Annotated in this window: 13 protein-coding genes; 8 read left to right on the top strand and 5 right to left on the bottom strand. The window is 67.5% G+C overall.

The window, feature by feature from the left end:
* Nucleotides 1–29: 29 nt before the first annotated feature.
* Together BST15_RS10115 and BST15_RS10120 are read right to left on the bottom strand one after the other, a co-directional pair.
* Nucleotides 30–1,010, bottom strand: a complete 981-nt coding sequence (locus tag BST15_RS10115) for a PE-PPE domain-containing protein (protein WP_046189023.1) — start codon at nt 1,008–1,010, stop codon at nt 30–32.
* A gap of 117 nt (nt 1,011–1,127) precedes the next feature.
* Nucleotides 1,128–1,820, bottom strand: coding sequence for a TetR/AcrR family transcriptional regulator (locus BST15_RS10120; protein ID WP_046189022.1), 693 nt, complete (start codon nt 1,818–1,820; stop codon nt 1,128–1,130).
* A 111-nt stretch (nt 1,821–1,931) separates the two neighbouring features.
* Between BST15_RS10120 and BST15_RS10125 the strand changes: the two genes are divergently transcribed.
* The 7 genes from BST15_RS10125 to BST15_RS10155 all read left to right on the top strand — a co-directional run bounded on the left by BST15_RS10125 (nt 1,932) and on the right by BST15_RS10155 (nt 8,785).
* A complete protein-coding gene (locus tag BST15_RS10125; protein WP_046189021.1) occupies nt 1,932–3,074 on the top strand; it encodes a VOC family protein in 1,143 nt (380 codons plus the stop codon).
* Nucleotides 3,071–4,009 carry a fumarylacetoacetate hydrolase family protein gene (locus BST15_RS10130; protein WP_024443066.1) on the top strand — a complete coding sequence of 313 codons (939 nt, stop codon included), beginning with the start codon at nt 3,071–3,073 and terminating at the stop codon, nt 4,007–4,009. The genes BST15_RS10125 and BST15_RS10130 overlap by 4 nt, the downstream gene beginning before the upstream one ends.
* Before the next feature lie 13 nt (nt 4,010–4,022).
* Nucleotides 4,023–5,579 carry a bifunctional 3-(3-hydroxy-phenyl)propionate/3-hydroxycinnamic acid hydroxylase MhpA gene (mhpA, locus tag BST15_RS10135; RefSeq protein ID WP_046189020.1) on the top strand — a complete coding sequence of 519 codons (1,557 nt, stop codon included), beginning with the start codon at nt 4,023–4,025 and terminating at the stop codon, nt 5,577–5,579.
* 10 nt (nt 5,580–5,589) lie between these two features.
* On the top strand, nt 5,590–6,780 hold the full coding sequence (locus tag BST15_RS10140; protein WP_024443068.1) for a cytochrome P450: 1,191 nt from the start codon (nt 5,590–5,592) through the stop codon (nt 6,778–6,780).
* 121 nt (nt 6,781–6,901) lie between these two features.
* On the top strand, nt 6,902–7,885 hold the full coding sequence (locus BST15_RS10145) for a PE-PPE domain-containing protein (RefSeq protein ID WP_046189019.1): 984 nt from the start codon (nt 6,902–6,904) through the stop codon (nt 7,883–7,885).
* A gap of 63 nt (nt 7,886–7,948) precedes the next feature.
* Entirely contained in the window at nt 7,949–8,281 is a 333-nt protein-coding gene (locus BST15_RS10150) for an ArsR/SmtB family transcription factor (RefSeq protein ID WP_036458234.1), read from the top strand.
* Nucleotides 8,282–8,293: 12 nt separating this feature from the next.
* Entirely contained in the window at nt 8,294–8,785 is a 492-nt protein-coding gene (locus BST15_RS10155) for an SRPBCC family protein (RefSeq protein ID WP_046189018.1), read from the top strand.
* 16 nt (nt 8,786–8,801) lie between these two features.
* On the opposite strand, the gene BST15_RS10160 is transcribed toward BST15_RS10155, so the two are convergent.
* From BST15_RS10160 to BST15_RS10170, 3 genes are read right to left on the bottom strand one after another with little or no spacing between them, the layout of a single operon-like run.
* Nucleotides 8,802–10,337, bottom strand: a complete 1,536-nt coding sequence (locus BST15_RS10160) for a bifunctional phosphatase PAP2/diacylglycerol kinase family protein (RefSeq protein ID WP_083070923.1) — start codon at nt 10,335–10,337, stop codon at nt 8,802–8,804.
* Between the two features lie 44 nt (nt 10,338–10,381).
* Nucleotides 10,382–10,942 (bottom strand): TetR/AcrR family transcriptional regulator, encoded by a 561-nt coding sequence (locus BST15_RS10165; RefSeq protein WP_046189017.1) that lies wholly within the window; start codon nt 10,940–10,942, stop codon nt 10,382–10,384.
* 10 nt (nt 10,943–10,952) lie between these two features.
* Nucleotides 10,953–11,846, bottom strand: a complete 894-nt coding sequence (locus BST15_RS10170; RefSeq protein ID WP_046189016.1) for a lysophospholipid acyltransferase family protein — start codon at nt 11,844–11,846, stop codon at nt 10,953–10,955.
* 254 nt (nt 11,847–12,100) lie between these two features.
* Between BST15_RS10170 and BST15_RS10175 the strand changes: the two genes are divergently transcribed.
* Nucleotides 12,101–13,753, top strand: a complete 1,653-nt coding sequence (locus tag BST15_RS10175; protein WP_234708279.1) for a PfaD family polyunsaturated fatty acid/polyketide biosynthesis protein — start codon at nt 12,101–12,103, stop codon at nt 13,751–13,753.
* The last annotated feature ends 124 nt before the right edge of the window (nt 13,754–13,877 follow it).

Here is a 13,877-nt window from a genome sequence, read left to right on the forward strand (position 1 = left end):
CCAGCTGCCACGAGGGCGACGAGGGCCGGTTAGACCTCCGTCGGGAACCAGTAGTCGAGGGTCTGCTCCACTCCGCCCCAGTCGATACCCAGCCAGTCACCGAAGAAGTCCTCGATGTTGCCGAAGGCGCTGTAGAACGACGCCACCAGCGAGTAGAAGATGCCCTCCCACCAGCCGCTGTCCACCAGCCCGTGCGCCCAGGCGTTGAGCCAGGCGCCGAACTGATCGAAGTCTCCGGAGATGTCGATGTTGGTGATCAAGCCGTCGGTGCTGGCCACGTGGTTGCCCACCTGGTCGGGCGTGAGACCCAGGTACATCATGTGTTCGTACAGAAGCCCCAGCCCGGATGTCGAGGTGGGGTCGGTGACCGGGTCGCCGGGGATCGTGTAGTCGGTTACTGCGAACGCGTTGTTCGGGGTCTGAACGCCGGACAGCAGCGAGGTGTCGAAGAAGTCGGGGGACGACATCCCGCCCCCTCCCGGCGACGCGGTGTCGGCGCCCACCGGGTTGCCGATGAACACGAAGTGCAGCGCGTCGGGATCGACGCCGTCGTGGGCCAGCTGGGCCATCGCGATGGAACCGGCCGTGGCGCCCTGTGACCAGCCGAAAATCCAGAGCGGGTTGTCGGCGTCGTAGGCATCCGGATTGGCATCGAGTTCGGCGTGTACCGCCCGAACGATCTCGGCGGCACCGACGAAACTGCTGTGGCCCTGCTGGATCAGCGCCGGGGTGGACAAGACGCGCAGCGGCGCGTCACACACGCCGGTGCCGACCACACACGAGTCCAAGTCGTCGCCGCCGTCGAAACCCAGCGGCTGCAGGAACAAGTCGGCGGCGGTTTGGGCGAAGCTCGGCGAGGGCGTCGACAGCGTGGTGGGGCCGATGAAGAACGCGGTGCCCGCCAGCAGGTCCACATCGATATGCGCGGCGCGGGTCACCGGAGCGGCGAGCACGCCGCCCGCCACGGTGCTGGCGATCGCGATCGGGGCGAAGACCTTGGTCAATATCACTTGGCGTCCTTCCGCAACGGGCCACCCCGTAGCTAAAAATCACACGAGTAATTCCAAAGGCGAACCTGAGGGCCATCATCGCAGGGGCTGCCAGCCCCAGTCAATGGACGTGCGGTGTCAGCGCGGCGCACTGGATCCCGGCGAATCGCGCAGCGGTGACATATCGGGCAGCGGCCTGCTGCAGATCTGGTGGGCTTCCTCGGGGCTCATGCCGAAGGTGGTCAACAGGTGTTCGGTGGCCGCATCGACGGTGGCTTCGGGATCGCGGTCGGGCCGTTGGCTCAGCAGCGTCCCCAGTCCGACGAACACGCCCCCGGCCAGGGCCAGTCCCAATTCGGGGTCCGACAGCGTGAACCGGCCCTGCTCGATCGCCGCGGTGATATCGCGCAACGCCCGCGGCGACAGGCCGCGGTCGGACAGGATCATCGTGGAGCTGTTGGCCAGCAGCAGCGCGGCCTCCTGGGGGCGCAGCCGAAACAGTCGGCCGCTGAGGCGGTAGTTGGCGGCGAAGGCCTCGGCCGGGTCTGCGATATCGGAGGTGAAGGTGTCGAGCAGGGCCCCGATGCTGTCGAGCGCGTCGGTCACCGCGGCCGCGAACAGCTCTTCTTTGCTGTCGAAATGGTTGTAAAAGGAGCCCATGCCGACGTCGGCGGCCTGGGTGATCTCCAGGACGGGCACGGCGAGCCTGCCGTCTGCGATAAAGCCTTGAGCTGCGCGGATCAACGCGGTACGGGTCCGCAGTTTGCGTCGTTCGAGCCGGTTGGCCGGACCAGCCTCGGGCTGGTCACCGTTGCGCTCGGCCACATCCATGCCTGCAGATTATCAGCCAACTCAGTTCTGAGGAATTCGTCAAAACATTTGACTGAAGCTTTGGTCGTATGTGACGATTTCGTCAGTTGATCCGGAAGGCGGTGGCGCGACGTGCCGAAGACGGGCGAGCCGTGGGCCGACGGCCATAAAGATCTGCACAGCGAGCAGGGCTCGGTTCGCGGCGAGCATCCCGGTCGCGCCCGCGACCCGCTCATCCGGGTGGTCGACATCGCCTGGCTGGAATTCGACAAGCCGGACCTGGCCCGCGCCGAGGCGTTCGCCCGGGCCTTCGGGTTCGGCATCGCCCACCGCGACCCCGCACAGGTGCAGCTGCGCGGCACCAGTCCCGGCGCGCCCTGCGTATTCGTGCGCCGCGGGCCGCACACGCGCTTCGCCGGGTATGCACTGCGCGCCGCCGACGAAGCCGACGTCGCGCGGCTGGCTGACAAGACCGGTGCTCCGCTGCGGCAGCTGCCGGAATCCATCGGTGGCGTCGCGGTACAGCTGACCGACCCCAGCGGCACCGCCGTCAAGGTGGTGGCCGGCATGCACGTCCTCCCGGCTCAGCCCAGCCAAGATCCGCCGCTCGCCAACATCGGGAGCACCCAGAGGCGGATCAACGCCGGAGTGCGTCCGCTGCGTGTTCCTGCCCGGGTGCAGCGCCTGGGCCACATCGTCTTGCAGTCCACTACCTATCTGCGGACGCTGAACTGGTACCTGGAGACGCTGGGCATGATCGTCAGTGACTTCCAGTTCTTCCCGGGGCAGCGTGAGCGCGGGCCGGCCATGAGCTTCATCCGCTGCGACCGCGGCACCATCCCCGCCGACCACCACACCCTGGCCCTGGCGCTGGGTCCGGAGAATCGATACGTGCACTCGGCCTATGAAGTCGCCGACCTGGACGCGCTGGCCGCCGGCGGCGAATACCTGCGTGAGCGAGGCTATTTCCGGTCCTGGGGGATCGGCCGCCACATCCAGGGCAGCCAGATCTTCGACTACTGGCGCGACCCCGACGGGTTTCTGGTCGAGCACTACGCCGACGGCGACGTCTTCGACAACACCGTGGAACCGGGCTGGGCGCCCTTCACCGCATCCGGACTTGCCCAATGGGGGCCACCGGCCACCAAAGACTTTCTCGATGCGAGTCCCCGGGCGGCAGGCCGCCAGGCGACCGCCATGCTCACCGCCCTACGGCACGACAACGAATTCGACCTCAACCGCCTCATCGGCCTGCTGAAAGTAGCTGTCTCATGACCATTTCCGTCCTGCGTACCTCCGAGGCCTGGTGGGTGCAGACCCCTACGGGTGCTGCCAAGATCGCCACCACGGCCACAACCACCGCCGAGCTGCTCGCCGACCGGCCCGCCATCGACGCGGCCGCAGCATCCGGCGGCACCGTCGCGGTCGACGAACTGCAGCTGCTGGCGCCGGTGACGGCACCGTGCCGTGTGGTGGCCCAGATGACCAACTTCGAGTCGCACGTCACCGATGCGGGCATGGACCCCAAGACGGTGCCACTGACGTTCTTCCGGAAATCCTCTGCCTCACTGACCGATCCCTACGGTGAGATCGTGCGTCCGTCGCACGTGACACTGCTGGACTACGAGGTCGAGATCGGTCTGGTGATCGGCCGCGACATCCCAGTCGGAATCCAGATCACCGATGCCAACCTGGCCGACTACGTGGCCGGGCTGGTCATCACCAACGACGTCTCCGCGCGCGACATCCAGCTGCCGCAGACCCAGTTCTACGAAGCCAAGTCGTACCCGACCTTCACACCCGTGGGGCCGGCACTGGTCCTCGTCGACGCCGCCGAGCTGGCGCGCTTCGGTGACCTGCGCCTGCGGTTGAGCGTTAACGGTGACCAGCGCCAGAACGGATTGGTCGAAGGCGACATGCTGTACCGCCCCCTGCAGGCCCTGCAGTCGCTGACGCGCTTCCAAGACCTGGCCACCGGAGACCTCATCTTGACCGGCACCCCGGTGGGCACCGCGCTCAGTGCACCCCCCAAGCCGATCGAGATCATCGGCAACCTGCTGCCCCCGGCGGTCAAGTGGAAGGCCTTCTTCGCCCGGCAGGCCAAGAACCCCAAGTACCTGCAGCACGGTGATGTCGTCGAGGCCACCATCGCCACCGACGACGGCGCCATCGACCTGGGGGCGCAGCGTCTGACGGTGCGGCACACATGATCTGCGGGTTGCGATGACGCCTGGAGAACACGTGTCGGTCGCGGTTGTGGGCGGCGGGCCCACCGGGATCAGCGCTGCCACCCTGCTGGCGCAGTACGGCATAGATACCCTGGTGCTCGACCGATGGCCACAGGTCTACCCCCAGCCCCGGGCCGTACACCTTGACGACGAGGTCTACCGCATCCTGGCGCGGCTCGGCGTCGCTGACGCCTTCGCCGCCATCACCCGCCCGGCCATGGGCTTGCGACTCGTCGATCGCCACCAGTCGGTGCTGGCCGAGTTCCGCCGCGATACCACGCCGACTTGCAACGGCTTTCCGGCCGCCAACATGTTCGACCAGCCCGCGCTGGAAGAGCTGTTGCGGGACAACCTCACTCGCCTGCCGAAGGTGCGGTTGCGCGGCGAAACCGACGTATTTGCCGTCACCGGGGGCGCCGACGGCGTCGAACTGAGCGTCCGCGACCGGGTGACGGGCGGCGAGTCGCGGATCACCGCCGATTACGTGTTGGGCTGCGACGGCGCCAACAGCACCGTGCGCTCGGCCATCGGGACGACCATGCGCAGCCTGCGGTTCGCTCAACGGTGGCTGGTGATCGACGTCGGTTGCACGCGGGACCTGCGCCAGTGGGAAGGGGTGCACCAGGTCTGCGACAGCCGGCGTGCCGGCACCTACATGCGGATCGGCCCGAACCGGTATCGCTGGGAATTCGCGCTGGCCGAACAGGAATCGGTGGACGACTACGCCACGCTGGCGGCGCTGCGGCCGTTGATCGCGCCGTGGACGCGCGACATCGCCGACGCCGACCTGCAATTGCTGCGGGTCGCTGAATACACCTTTCGTGCCCAGATCGCCGACCGGTGGAGATTGGGGAGGGTGTTCTTGCTCGGCGACGCCGCGCATCTGACCCCACCGTTCATCGGTCAGGGGATGGGTGCTGGCCTGCGCGACGCCCTGAATCTGGCCTGGAAGATCGCAGGGCACCACCGTGCAGGTCTGCCGGCGAGCGTGTTGGACAGCTACGAAGCCGAACGCTCCCGCCACACAAGGCAGATGATCTCGCTGGCGCTCAACGTCGGACGCGCCATGACCGCCGGCGGCGAACTCGGAACCCTGGTGCGGCGACTGGTGGTGCCGAGGGTGCATCTGCTGCCCGGGCTGCGTGAGAAGATCACCGACTCCCAGACCCCGCCGCTGCCAGCTTCGGCGATGGTGCGACGGACCGTGCGCACCCGCCGCCTCGCCGGTCGGCTGTGCCCCAATCCGGTGCTTGCCACCGGGCGGCGCCTCGATGAGGAGCTGGGGCGGGGATTCGGTGTGCTGACCACCCAGCCGCTGGACCCGGATCAGCAGGGCATTGTCGACGGCCGGGGCGCGCGGGCGGTGCTCGCCGCGCCGGGCACGGAGCTGGCCTGCTGGCTGGGCCACCACCGCGTAACCGCCGCGTTGGTGCGTCCCGACGGCACCGTCATGATGGCCGGCCGCGATCTGTCAGCGCTGTGCCGGGCACTGCCGTGGTTCGTCTTCGACTCGCCGGCTCAGACTCCGGCGAATGCGGAGTGCCATGAGTAGGAACCGGACTGTGTTCGCTCGACCCACCGAGGTTCCGGTGTACCCGCGCAGCATCTACAGTCGGTCGGCGATCTTGGAGCCGTACAAGCATTACCGGGCGCTGCGCGATCTCGGCCCGGTGGTCTGGCTGGCGTGTCACCGGCTCTATGCCGTACCTCGGTATGTCCAGTGCAAGGCCGTCCTGCGCAACGACACCCTCTACCTGTCGGGCCACGGCGTCGCCGCCAACGCTCCCACCAACCGCTTCTCCAGGGGCACCACCCTTAACAGCGACGGCGCCGAGCATGACCGGCGCCGCAAACTCGTCGCCCACCAGATGATGCCCCGCGCCTTGCGTGCTCTCAGTGACAGCGTCGATCAGCGGGCGCAGAGGCTCGTCGAGGACGCGGTGAGACGCGGCAGTATCGACGCGGTCACCGATCTGGCCACCGCCCTGCCGCTCGCGTTGGTTCCCGATCTGGTGGGCTGGCCCACCGACCAACGCGAACATCTGCTCGATTGGGCCGCAGCTACCTTCGATGTGCTCGGGCCGCTTAACTGGCAAGGCGCCAAGGCGATTCCACGCAGCCTGCAGATGCTGCGCTTCGCACGCCGCATCGCTCGCAGCCGTGACGTGCTGCCGGGCAGCATGGCCGCCCACCTGCTCAGCGCGGTAGATGACGGTATCCTGAGCTTTGACGAGGTGCCGCCACTGCTCGTCGACTACATCGCACCGTCGCTGGACACCACAATCAGCGCCATCTCCAGTGCGGTCCACCTCCTGGCTACCCATCCTGACCAGTGGGCGCTGCTCAAAGCGGACCCGTCGTTGATCCCCCATGCGCTCAACGAGATAGTGCGCTTCGAATCACCGTTGCGGGCCTTCACCCGGAAAGTAGCCAGAAGTCACGAGATCGCCGACGTGACGATCCCGGCAGGTGCCCGGGTACTGGTGATGTACGCGTCGGCCAACCGCGATGAACGCGAATGGCGAAGCCCTGACGTCTTTGACATTCGGAACGACGCGGGCCGGCACGTCGGGTTCGGCAATGGCGCGCATGCGTGTGCCGGCCAAGGCCTTGCCCGGATGGAGGCCACGGCCCTGCTCAAGGCCCTGATCGACCAGGTCGACCGCATCGAGGCGACCGGCGAGCCGACTTGGGCGGTCAACAACATCATTCGTCGTCATCAGCATCTGCCGGTACGGCTCCTGCCGGCCTGAGGTGCCTCGCCTACCCGGTTCGCGCGCTGCGCGTTGACGGCCAGGCGCGATGCTGCCATGATCGCCGCGGCTGTCTTTCATGTTTTTATGAGGATTTACCTAGGTGTCTCAGGGAGCGCGGATGGACCCCAAGAAAGCTCTGGCGCCGCTTGCTGCCGCAAGCGTGATCGCGGCCGGTGTCGTCGGAACCCCGGTCGTCCAAACGGCGCACGCGCGCCAAGTAGCCCTGCTGGCGGACACCGCGATCTTCGTGGGCGGGACCATGTTGACCACGCCGTCGGCGCAGTTCGCCCACACCGCGGCCGATCTGTTCCTGCGGCCGCTGGGCTTCGACGCCGGCGACGACGCGAGCGTGTGCGTGATCGGCTCCGCCGGCTGCGATTCTGCGCTTCAGGTGCTGACCACCCCGCAACTCATCCTGCAGGGGCACAGCAGTTTCGCCGGGGCGGCACTGATCGTCCAGGCCGTGGAGGCCGAATTTGCCGCCAACCCCGGCGCCTACGACGAAGAGCACCCGCTGTGGGTCTTCGGCTACTCGCAGGGCGCCACCGCCGGCTCGATCGCGATGGCCCAATTGGCCCATAACGATGTCATCCCGTCGGGGGCGTTGCACTTCGTTTTCATCGGTGATCCGTCCAGTACGACCGGCGTGTGGTCGGATCCCTCCGGCGCCACCAACACCTCCGACCTGTACCCACTGCTGAACGGCTTCCATACCCCCAACGACGCCTTCACCACCACGATCTACGAGTTCCCCGGTGACCCCGTTGCCGACTACGCGTCGAACTCCATGCTCGGCTTGCTCTGGGAGCACGTCATGTACTTGGGCCTAACGCCGGAAGAGGTCGCCAACCACACCTTCAGCACCGACGGGTTGATCACCAACATCGACCTCTCCGGTGATATCGACGAGTTCAGCACCTGGATCAGTGCGCTGACAAGCGGCGGCTTGATCGAAAGTGGTGTGTTCGTAGGACTGTTCAACTCGATCGTGGAGATGATCTACAACGCTTTCGGCAAGATCGAGGAGTTCTTCACCGACTGGATGGGCATCGACTGGGGAGGTGTCGAGGAGACTCTCGACTACTGGTTCCCGTTGGTCTGATCCGATCCCGGCTTCGCTGGCTCCCCTTGACAATCTACAACCAATCGGTTGTACGATTATCGGGTGATCACGCTCGACGACGACCGGGTGGACGCCCTGTTCCACGCACTTGCCGACCGCACTCGGCGTGACATCATGCGCCGGGTGCTGGCCGGAGAGCACTCGGTCTCCGACCTCGCGGTGAAGTACCAGATGAGTTTCGCCGCGGTGCAGAAGCACGTCGCCGTGTTGGAGAAGTCCGGCCTGCTCACCAAGCGCCGCAGCGGCCGCGAGCAGTTGGCCCGCGGTGACGTCGCCGCGGTGCGGTCGGTGGCGGCCATGCTCACCGAGTTGGAACAGGTTTGGCGTGGTCGCATCGCCCGTATCGACGAACTCATCTCGTCCGAGGAGACCTAGGAGGTCCGCACCATGCCTGTGATCGACGTGCAACACGACATCAACGCCTTGACCTTGACCATCACCGCCGACTTCGCCGCGCCGGTGCAACGAATCTGGCAGATCTACGCCGACCCACGCCAGCTGGAAAAGGTCTGGGGTCCACCGACATTCCCCGCGACCGTGGTCGACCACGACCTCACCCCCGGCGGACGCACGAACTACTTCATGACCGGTCCCGACGGTGAGAAGTACGCCGGCTACTGGCAGATCATCGCCGTCGACGAGCCGCGGAGCTTCACCTTCGACGACGGCTTCGCCGATCTGGACTTCAACCCGGATCCCGGGCTGCCGACCTCCAGGAACGTCTACACCTTCACCGAACACGATGGCGGAACGCGTGCGACGTACTCAAGCGCCTTTGCCTCCGCCGAGGATCTCCAGAAGGTAGTGGACATGGGCGTCATCGAGGGTTCGACCTCGGCGCTGAACCAGATCGACAGCCTGGTTGCCTCGGTGAATTGACGCGGTACCGCCAGCCTTAGCGCAGCGGCCGAAACACCTGCAGCGCGCGGTAACACGCAGTGAATTCGGCTTCCGCGCAAGGGGAGTCAACTTCACCGTCGTGGGCGATGGGAATCGGTCCGTCGACGGCGCAGAACCGGAACTGCGGGACGCGCAGCTCGTGGTAGAGGCGGCTGCGCTGCAACCGGCCGGTCAGCAGGGCCGCCACGATCCGCAGCGTGGACCACGGCCGACCGGTCTGCAGGATCCGAACGTCCAACAGGCCATCGTCCATCCGGTGCCGCACTGCCGGCGCGAAACCGTCGGGCTGGTAGGCCGAGTTGCCCAAGAAGAACAGCGACGTCTGCAGGGTTTTGTTGTCGTAGACGATGCGCACCGGCTGCTCCCGGCGCAGCGTCATCACCATGGCGTAGGCGCTGGCCACCGGCTTGCCGAGCTTGCCCTGCAACCGCTCTCGGCGGCGCACAAAAGTCGGGTAGGCGCCGATGCTTGCCGTGTTGATCACCGTCGTCTCGTCGTTGAACCGCACCACGTCCACCCGCGACAGGGTGCCCTCGGCCAGCGCGCGGATGGCTTTGGCGGTCGTGTCGCAGCCGATGTCCTTGGCGAAGTGGTTCAACGTGCCGCCGGGAAACACCGCCAGCGGCAGATCGCGTTCCACCGCGACGTGCGCCGCCATCGCCACCGACCCGTCACCACCGGAGATCGCCAGTACCTCGGCGGAATCCGCGGCGCGGCGCAACGACTCGGCCAGATCATCGTCGGGGCCTAGTTCAATAACGGTGATGGCCGGCAGCGCCCTGCGCACCTGCGCCGCGACGTCGCCGGCGCGACCGTTGCCCGATGCGGGGTTGACCACCAGGGCCACGCCCGCGCCGTCGGGTCGGGCGGGGGTGGCAACGCGCAGCATCTCGGCGCGCTGTGGCGGCGGGGCTGGGATCGGTGGCACCAGTTTGGCTCCCAGCACCGCGATGGACGTTCCGATGCCCAGCCCGGCCAGCACATCCCCGGGGTAGTGCGCGCCGGTGGCGACCCGAGACAGCCCGACCAGGCCGGCCAGACCGGCCACCGGCAGACCCAGCAGCGGGCTTTCCAATCCGACGCCGGTGGCGAACGCCGCCGCACTGGCCGAGTGCCCGGAGGGCAGCGAATTCGACAGCGGCAACCGGTGCGCGCGGCGCAGCAGGGGAACCAAGAGGACATTGGGCCGTGCCCGAGGGCGGATCCGTTTGATCACCAGGTTGGTCACCAGGCTGGTGAGGGCCAGACTGGCCACCCCGCGTGCGGCGGCACGCTGGGTGGCGGGCCGGCCGGTCAGGGCGAAGACCGCCGCCAGAGCCAGCCACAGCCTGGAGTAGTCGGCGGCGCGGGTCAGCGCCGGCATGGTGGTGTCCAGAAGCCGGCTGGGTGAGTGCGCGACGGCCTCAAACAGCTCGGCGTCGAGCTCGCCAAGTCCCTGGGTGATCCGGCGTAACCCGGAACGTCGGCGCGGGAAAGGCGCCCTCGGTAGCTCGTCCACAGTCGCGATTCCTCCGTCCAGCGGTACCGCCATCGGCACCGTACCGCAGCCCTATACCCCGCAGCCGGCGGAGAAACTCACCGCGGGGTGATCAAGCGAGCAGCGGCTTCGACCGCGGCCGCGCGGCGGTGCGCGATGGTGGCGGCGTCCTCGGTGGCCGCTTCGGGGTCCGGCCAGGTGGCCCAGGCCATCCCGATGCCGAACAGCATGACCAAGAGCTCGCCGGGATCCCAAGAGGGATCGACGTGGCCGCCTTCTTGGGCCGCCGCCACGACATCGGGCCCGAGCGCCGGCATCATCTCGGCGTCGGGCGCTATGAGGTCGAGCTCTTCAAGGCGTGCCCAGGTGATCATCCGGATGTGTTCGGGATGTGCGCGGGCCAGATCGTAGATGTCGCCCACGAATTCGGGCAGCGCGTCCGGACGCGGGACGATGGCGCCGAGGAACTGCGCGGTGTCGGCGGCGACCACCTCGCGAAAGAGGTTCTCTTTGTCGCCGAAGTGGGCGTAGAGCCGTTCCTTGCTCGCCCGAGCGTGCTTGGCCACCCGGTCGATGCGGGCACCGGCGAGACCGTATCGGGCGAACTCCGCGCGAGCCGCGGACAGGATCTCGTCGCGGAGCTCGGCCTGTGTTCGCATCGCTGAAACCCTAGTGACGGGTGCCGGCCGACGTCGGGGTAGCCGCTGCCCGCCACGACAGGGGATTGAGCGCACGGTAGGGGTCGGTGTCGCGGACTTCTTGCAGTTCCTTGAGGTCAGCCTCCAGCCGAGCCTGGGTGTCGTTCTTGACCTGGTGAATCCAACCTTCCGCGGGGACGTCCGCCGGCGGGGTCGTGGTGATCGGCGGCCCGAAGCGCAGGTACATCCGCTGTGCGCGCGGCAGCAAGGTGGGGCCGACGCCGCGCAGGAGCGGCATGGCCATATCGGCGCGGCCGTCCAGTCGCCGGCTGAACCATTCGCTGGCCCTGCCGTAGAGCCCCGTGCGGGTGGTCACGCTGGTGTAGATGTCGTCGCCGCCGACGAGCGCGGCGGTCACGATCGGGTAGTGATGCTCGATGGCGAGGCGGGCGAAGCCATAGCGGTTCTCCCAGCGAAGCTGGTATTGCTCCCCCTTGAATTTGGAGATCTCCCGGCCCCCGCCGGGGAACACCAGGATCGGCTCGTTGGCGCGCATCAGCGTTGCAGCGGCCTCGGGAGATCCGATGACGGCACCGTAGGCCGCCACCAGCGCGGCCTGCAGCCCGCCGCCCTTCCCGAACTGGCGATCGGCGAGGGTGCGGACCTGCTTCCCCAGGGCCTGACGCACGAAGTAGGGGATCAGGATCACTTCGGCGGCCGCGACCTGGGTGTGGTTGCCGACGAGCAGAAAGCGGCCGTCGGCCGGCAGGTTCTCCACCCCCTCGACATAGGGCTGGTACAGATTCATCAGTGGTTCCAGGTTGTCGGCCGCGGTGGCCAGCGCAGTGCGCAGTATCCGTTCCGGGGCCGGCCGGGTTCGGTTGCCGAGCTCCCCAGGCGCAGGGATCGCCGCAGTGGTGGGCATGGCGTGCCGTCCTTTCCCGGCTCGATCCCGAGCCGCTGAAGTCAGGTTAGCAAGAAACGAACGAACTAGTTTGTCTGCTTCATGAGGACGGGGTCGCAAAGAGCCAAGAAAACGCCGGGGCCGGTACCGCCCGTCAACGCCCGCCTAGTGAGTCCGGCCGGTCCGTGAGAAACTCTCTTGGTTTTCCCCGGGCTACGCGTTTGGCCAGCTCCGCGCCAGGCACGCTCGGCACCGGTGATCGAGAGGAACCGATTGTGAACGAGCGACCTGGAGCCGTGCTGGAGCAGCAGACAGGGGTGGGCGTGGGCCTGTCCCTGGGGTGGCGCCCCACGAGCGCGCCGGCAGCGTTCGCTCCGAACGACATCGCCGACCTGATCGGCTACGTCCGCCACCCGCTGCACGTGGTGCGCGAGAAGGCCACCGGCATGCTGGGCCTTGCGCTGGGTGGTGAGGTGGTCGGCGCAGGCGAATCCGACGTGGCCCTGGTGGGCACGCTGCCGCCGATCTACCCCGAATGGCTGGGGGACCGGGAATTCTGCGAGGCGCACGGCGTGCGTTTCCCGTACGTCACCGGCGCGATGGCGAACGGTATCGCGACGCCGGCGTTGGTGATCGCCATGGCCGAGGCCGGAATGATGGGCTTCTTCGGCGCGGGTGGACTGTCCTACGAGGCCGTCGAGCGCGGTCTGGATGAGATCCAGACCGCCTTGGCGGGACGGCCGGGGCTGGCCTGGGGCGCCAACCTGATCCACTCGCCCAACGAGGTCTCCCTGGAGACGCGCGTCGCCGAGCTGTTCATTGCGCGCGGAGTCCCCGTCGTTGAGGCGTCGGCATTCATGAAGCTGACGCCTGCGGTGGTGCACTACGCGTTGGCAGGCCTGGACACGGACGCGGCCGGAAACGTCGTGCGTCGTCACCACGTGATGGCCAAGGTGTCGCGGCCGGAAGTGGCTCGCATGTTCATGGAGCCTGCGCCCGCGGCTCTGGTCGCCGGCCTGGTGGCCGCCGGAAAGCTGACCGAGCGCGAAGCCGAGCTGTCGCGCTACGTGCCGGTGGCCGAGGACATCACGGTGGAGTCCGACAGTGGCGGGCACACCGACAACCGCCCGTTGCCCGCACTTTTCTCGGAAATCGTCATGCTGCGCGACACGCTGGCCCAGCAGCATCCCCTGAACTGCCGGGTACGGGTGGGTGCCGCGGGCGGCCTGGGCGCACCGCAGGCGGTCGCCGGTGCCTTCGCGATGGGCGCGGCCTATGTGCTGACCGGGACGGTCAACCAGGCCTGCGTGGAGTCGGGCCTCTCAGAGGCCGGACGCGCGATGCTGGCCAAGGCCGGGATCGCGGATGTGATGATGGCCCCGGCGTCGGACATGTTCGAGATGGGCGTCAACCTGCAGGTGCTCAAGCGCGGCACGATGTTCGCCCCGCGCGGCAAAAAGCTCTACGAGTGGTACGCCGGCAATCCCGACCTGGCCTCCGTGGTGGCCAAGCATGGCCCAGAGCTGGAGAAGATTCTGGGGACCACCGTCGCCGAGGTGTGGGCGGACACCCAGCGGTACTGGCAACAGCGCGACCCCGCGGTGCTCGAGCTGGCCTCCCGCGACCCGAAGTATCAGATGGCGCTGGTGTTCCGCTGGTATCTCGGGCAGTCGAGCCGGTGGGCCATCAGCGGTGTGCCCGAGCGAGTCCTGGACTACCAGGTCTGGTGCGGCCCAGCGATGGGTGCATTCAACAGCTGGGTGGCCGACAGCTACCTCGAGCCCTGCGAAAACCGGCAAGCCGTCCAGGTGGCGCTTAACTTGCTCGAAGGCGCGGCGCACATCAGCCGCGCCGGCGCCGCGCGCTCGGCAGGGGTGCCGGTGCCGGCCAAGGCGTTCGCCTACAGCCCGCGACCGCTGGCGGTTTAGGGTCGCCGTCCCGATGCGGCCCGTCGGCGCGTTGCCGCTGCTGATGTGATCAAAAACGTGACATTTGGGCCGATGACTGTAATGCATGTGTGGGCCAGGGGCGGCCGTCTTCGATGTGTGATGG

The organism is Mycolicibacter arupensis, assembly GCF_002086515.1.
Lineage (GTDB): Bacteria > Actinomycetota > Actinomycetes > Mycobacteriales > Mycobacteriaceae > Mycobacterium > Mycobacterium arupense.

Excerpts from the sequence above, each read along its gene's own strand:
- BST15_RS10120 (WP_046189022.1), bottom strand. The coding sequence starts at position 1,820 with ATGGATGTGGCCGAGCGCAACGGTGACCAGCCCGAGGCTGGTCCGGCC.
- BST15_RS10130 (WP_024443066.1), top strand. The coding sequence starts at position 3,071 with ATGACCATTTCCGTCCTGCGTACCTCCGAGGCCTGGTGGGTGCAGACC.
- mhpA (WP_046189020.1), top strand. The coding sequence starts at position 4,023 with ATGACGCCTGGAGAACACGTGTCGGTCGCGGTTGTGGGCGGCGGGCCC.
- BST15_RS10145 (WP_046189019.1), top strand. The coding sequence starts at position 6,902 with ATGGACCCCAAGAAAGCTCTGGCGCCGCTTGCTGCCGCAAGCGTGATC.
- BST15_RS10155 (WP_046189018.1), top strand. The coding sequence starts at position 8,294 with ATGCCTGTGATCGACGTGCAACACGACATCAACGCCTTGACCTTGACC.
- BST15_RS10160 (WP_083070923.1), bottom strand. The coding sequence starts at position 10,337 with ATGGCGGTACCGCTGGACGGAGGAATCGCGACTGTGGACGAGCTACCG.
- BST15_RS10165 (WP_046189017.1), bottom strand. The coding sequence starts at position 10,942 with ATGCGAACACAGGCCGAGCTCCGCGACGAGATCCTGTCCGCGGCTCGC.
- BST15_RS10170 (WP_046189016.1), bottom strand. The coding sequence starts at position 11,846 with ATGCCCACCACTGCGGCGATCCCTGCGCCTGGGGAGCTCGGCAACCGA.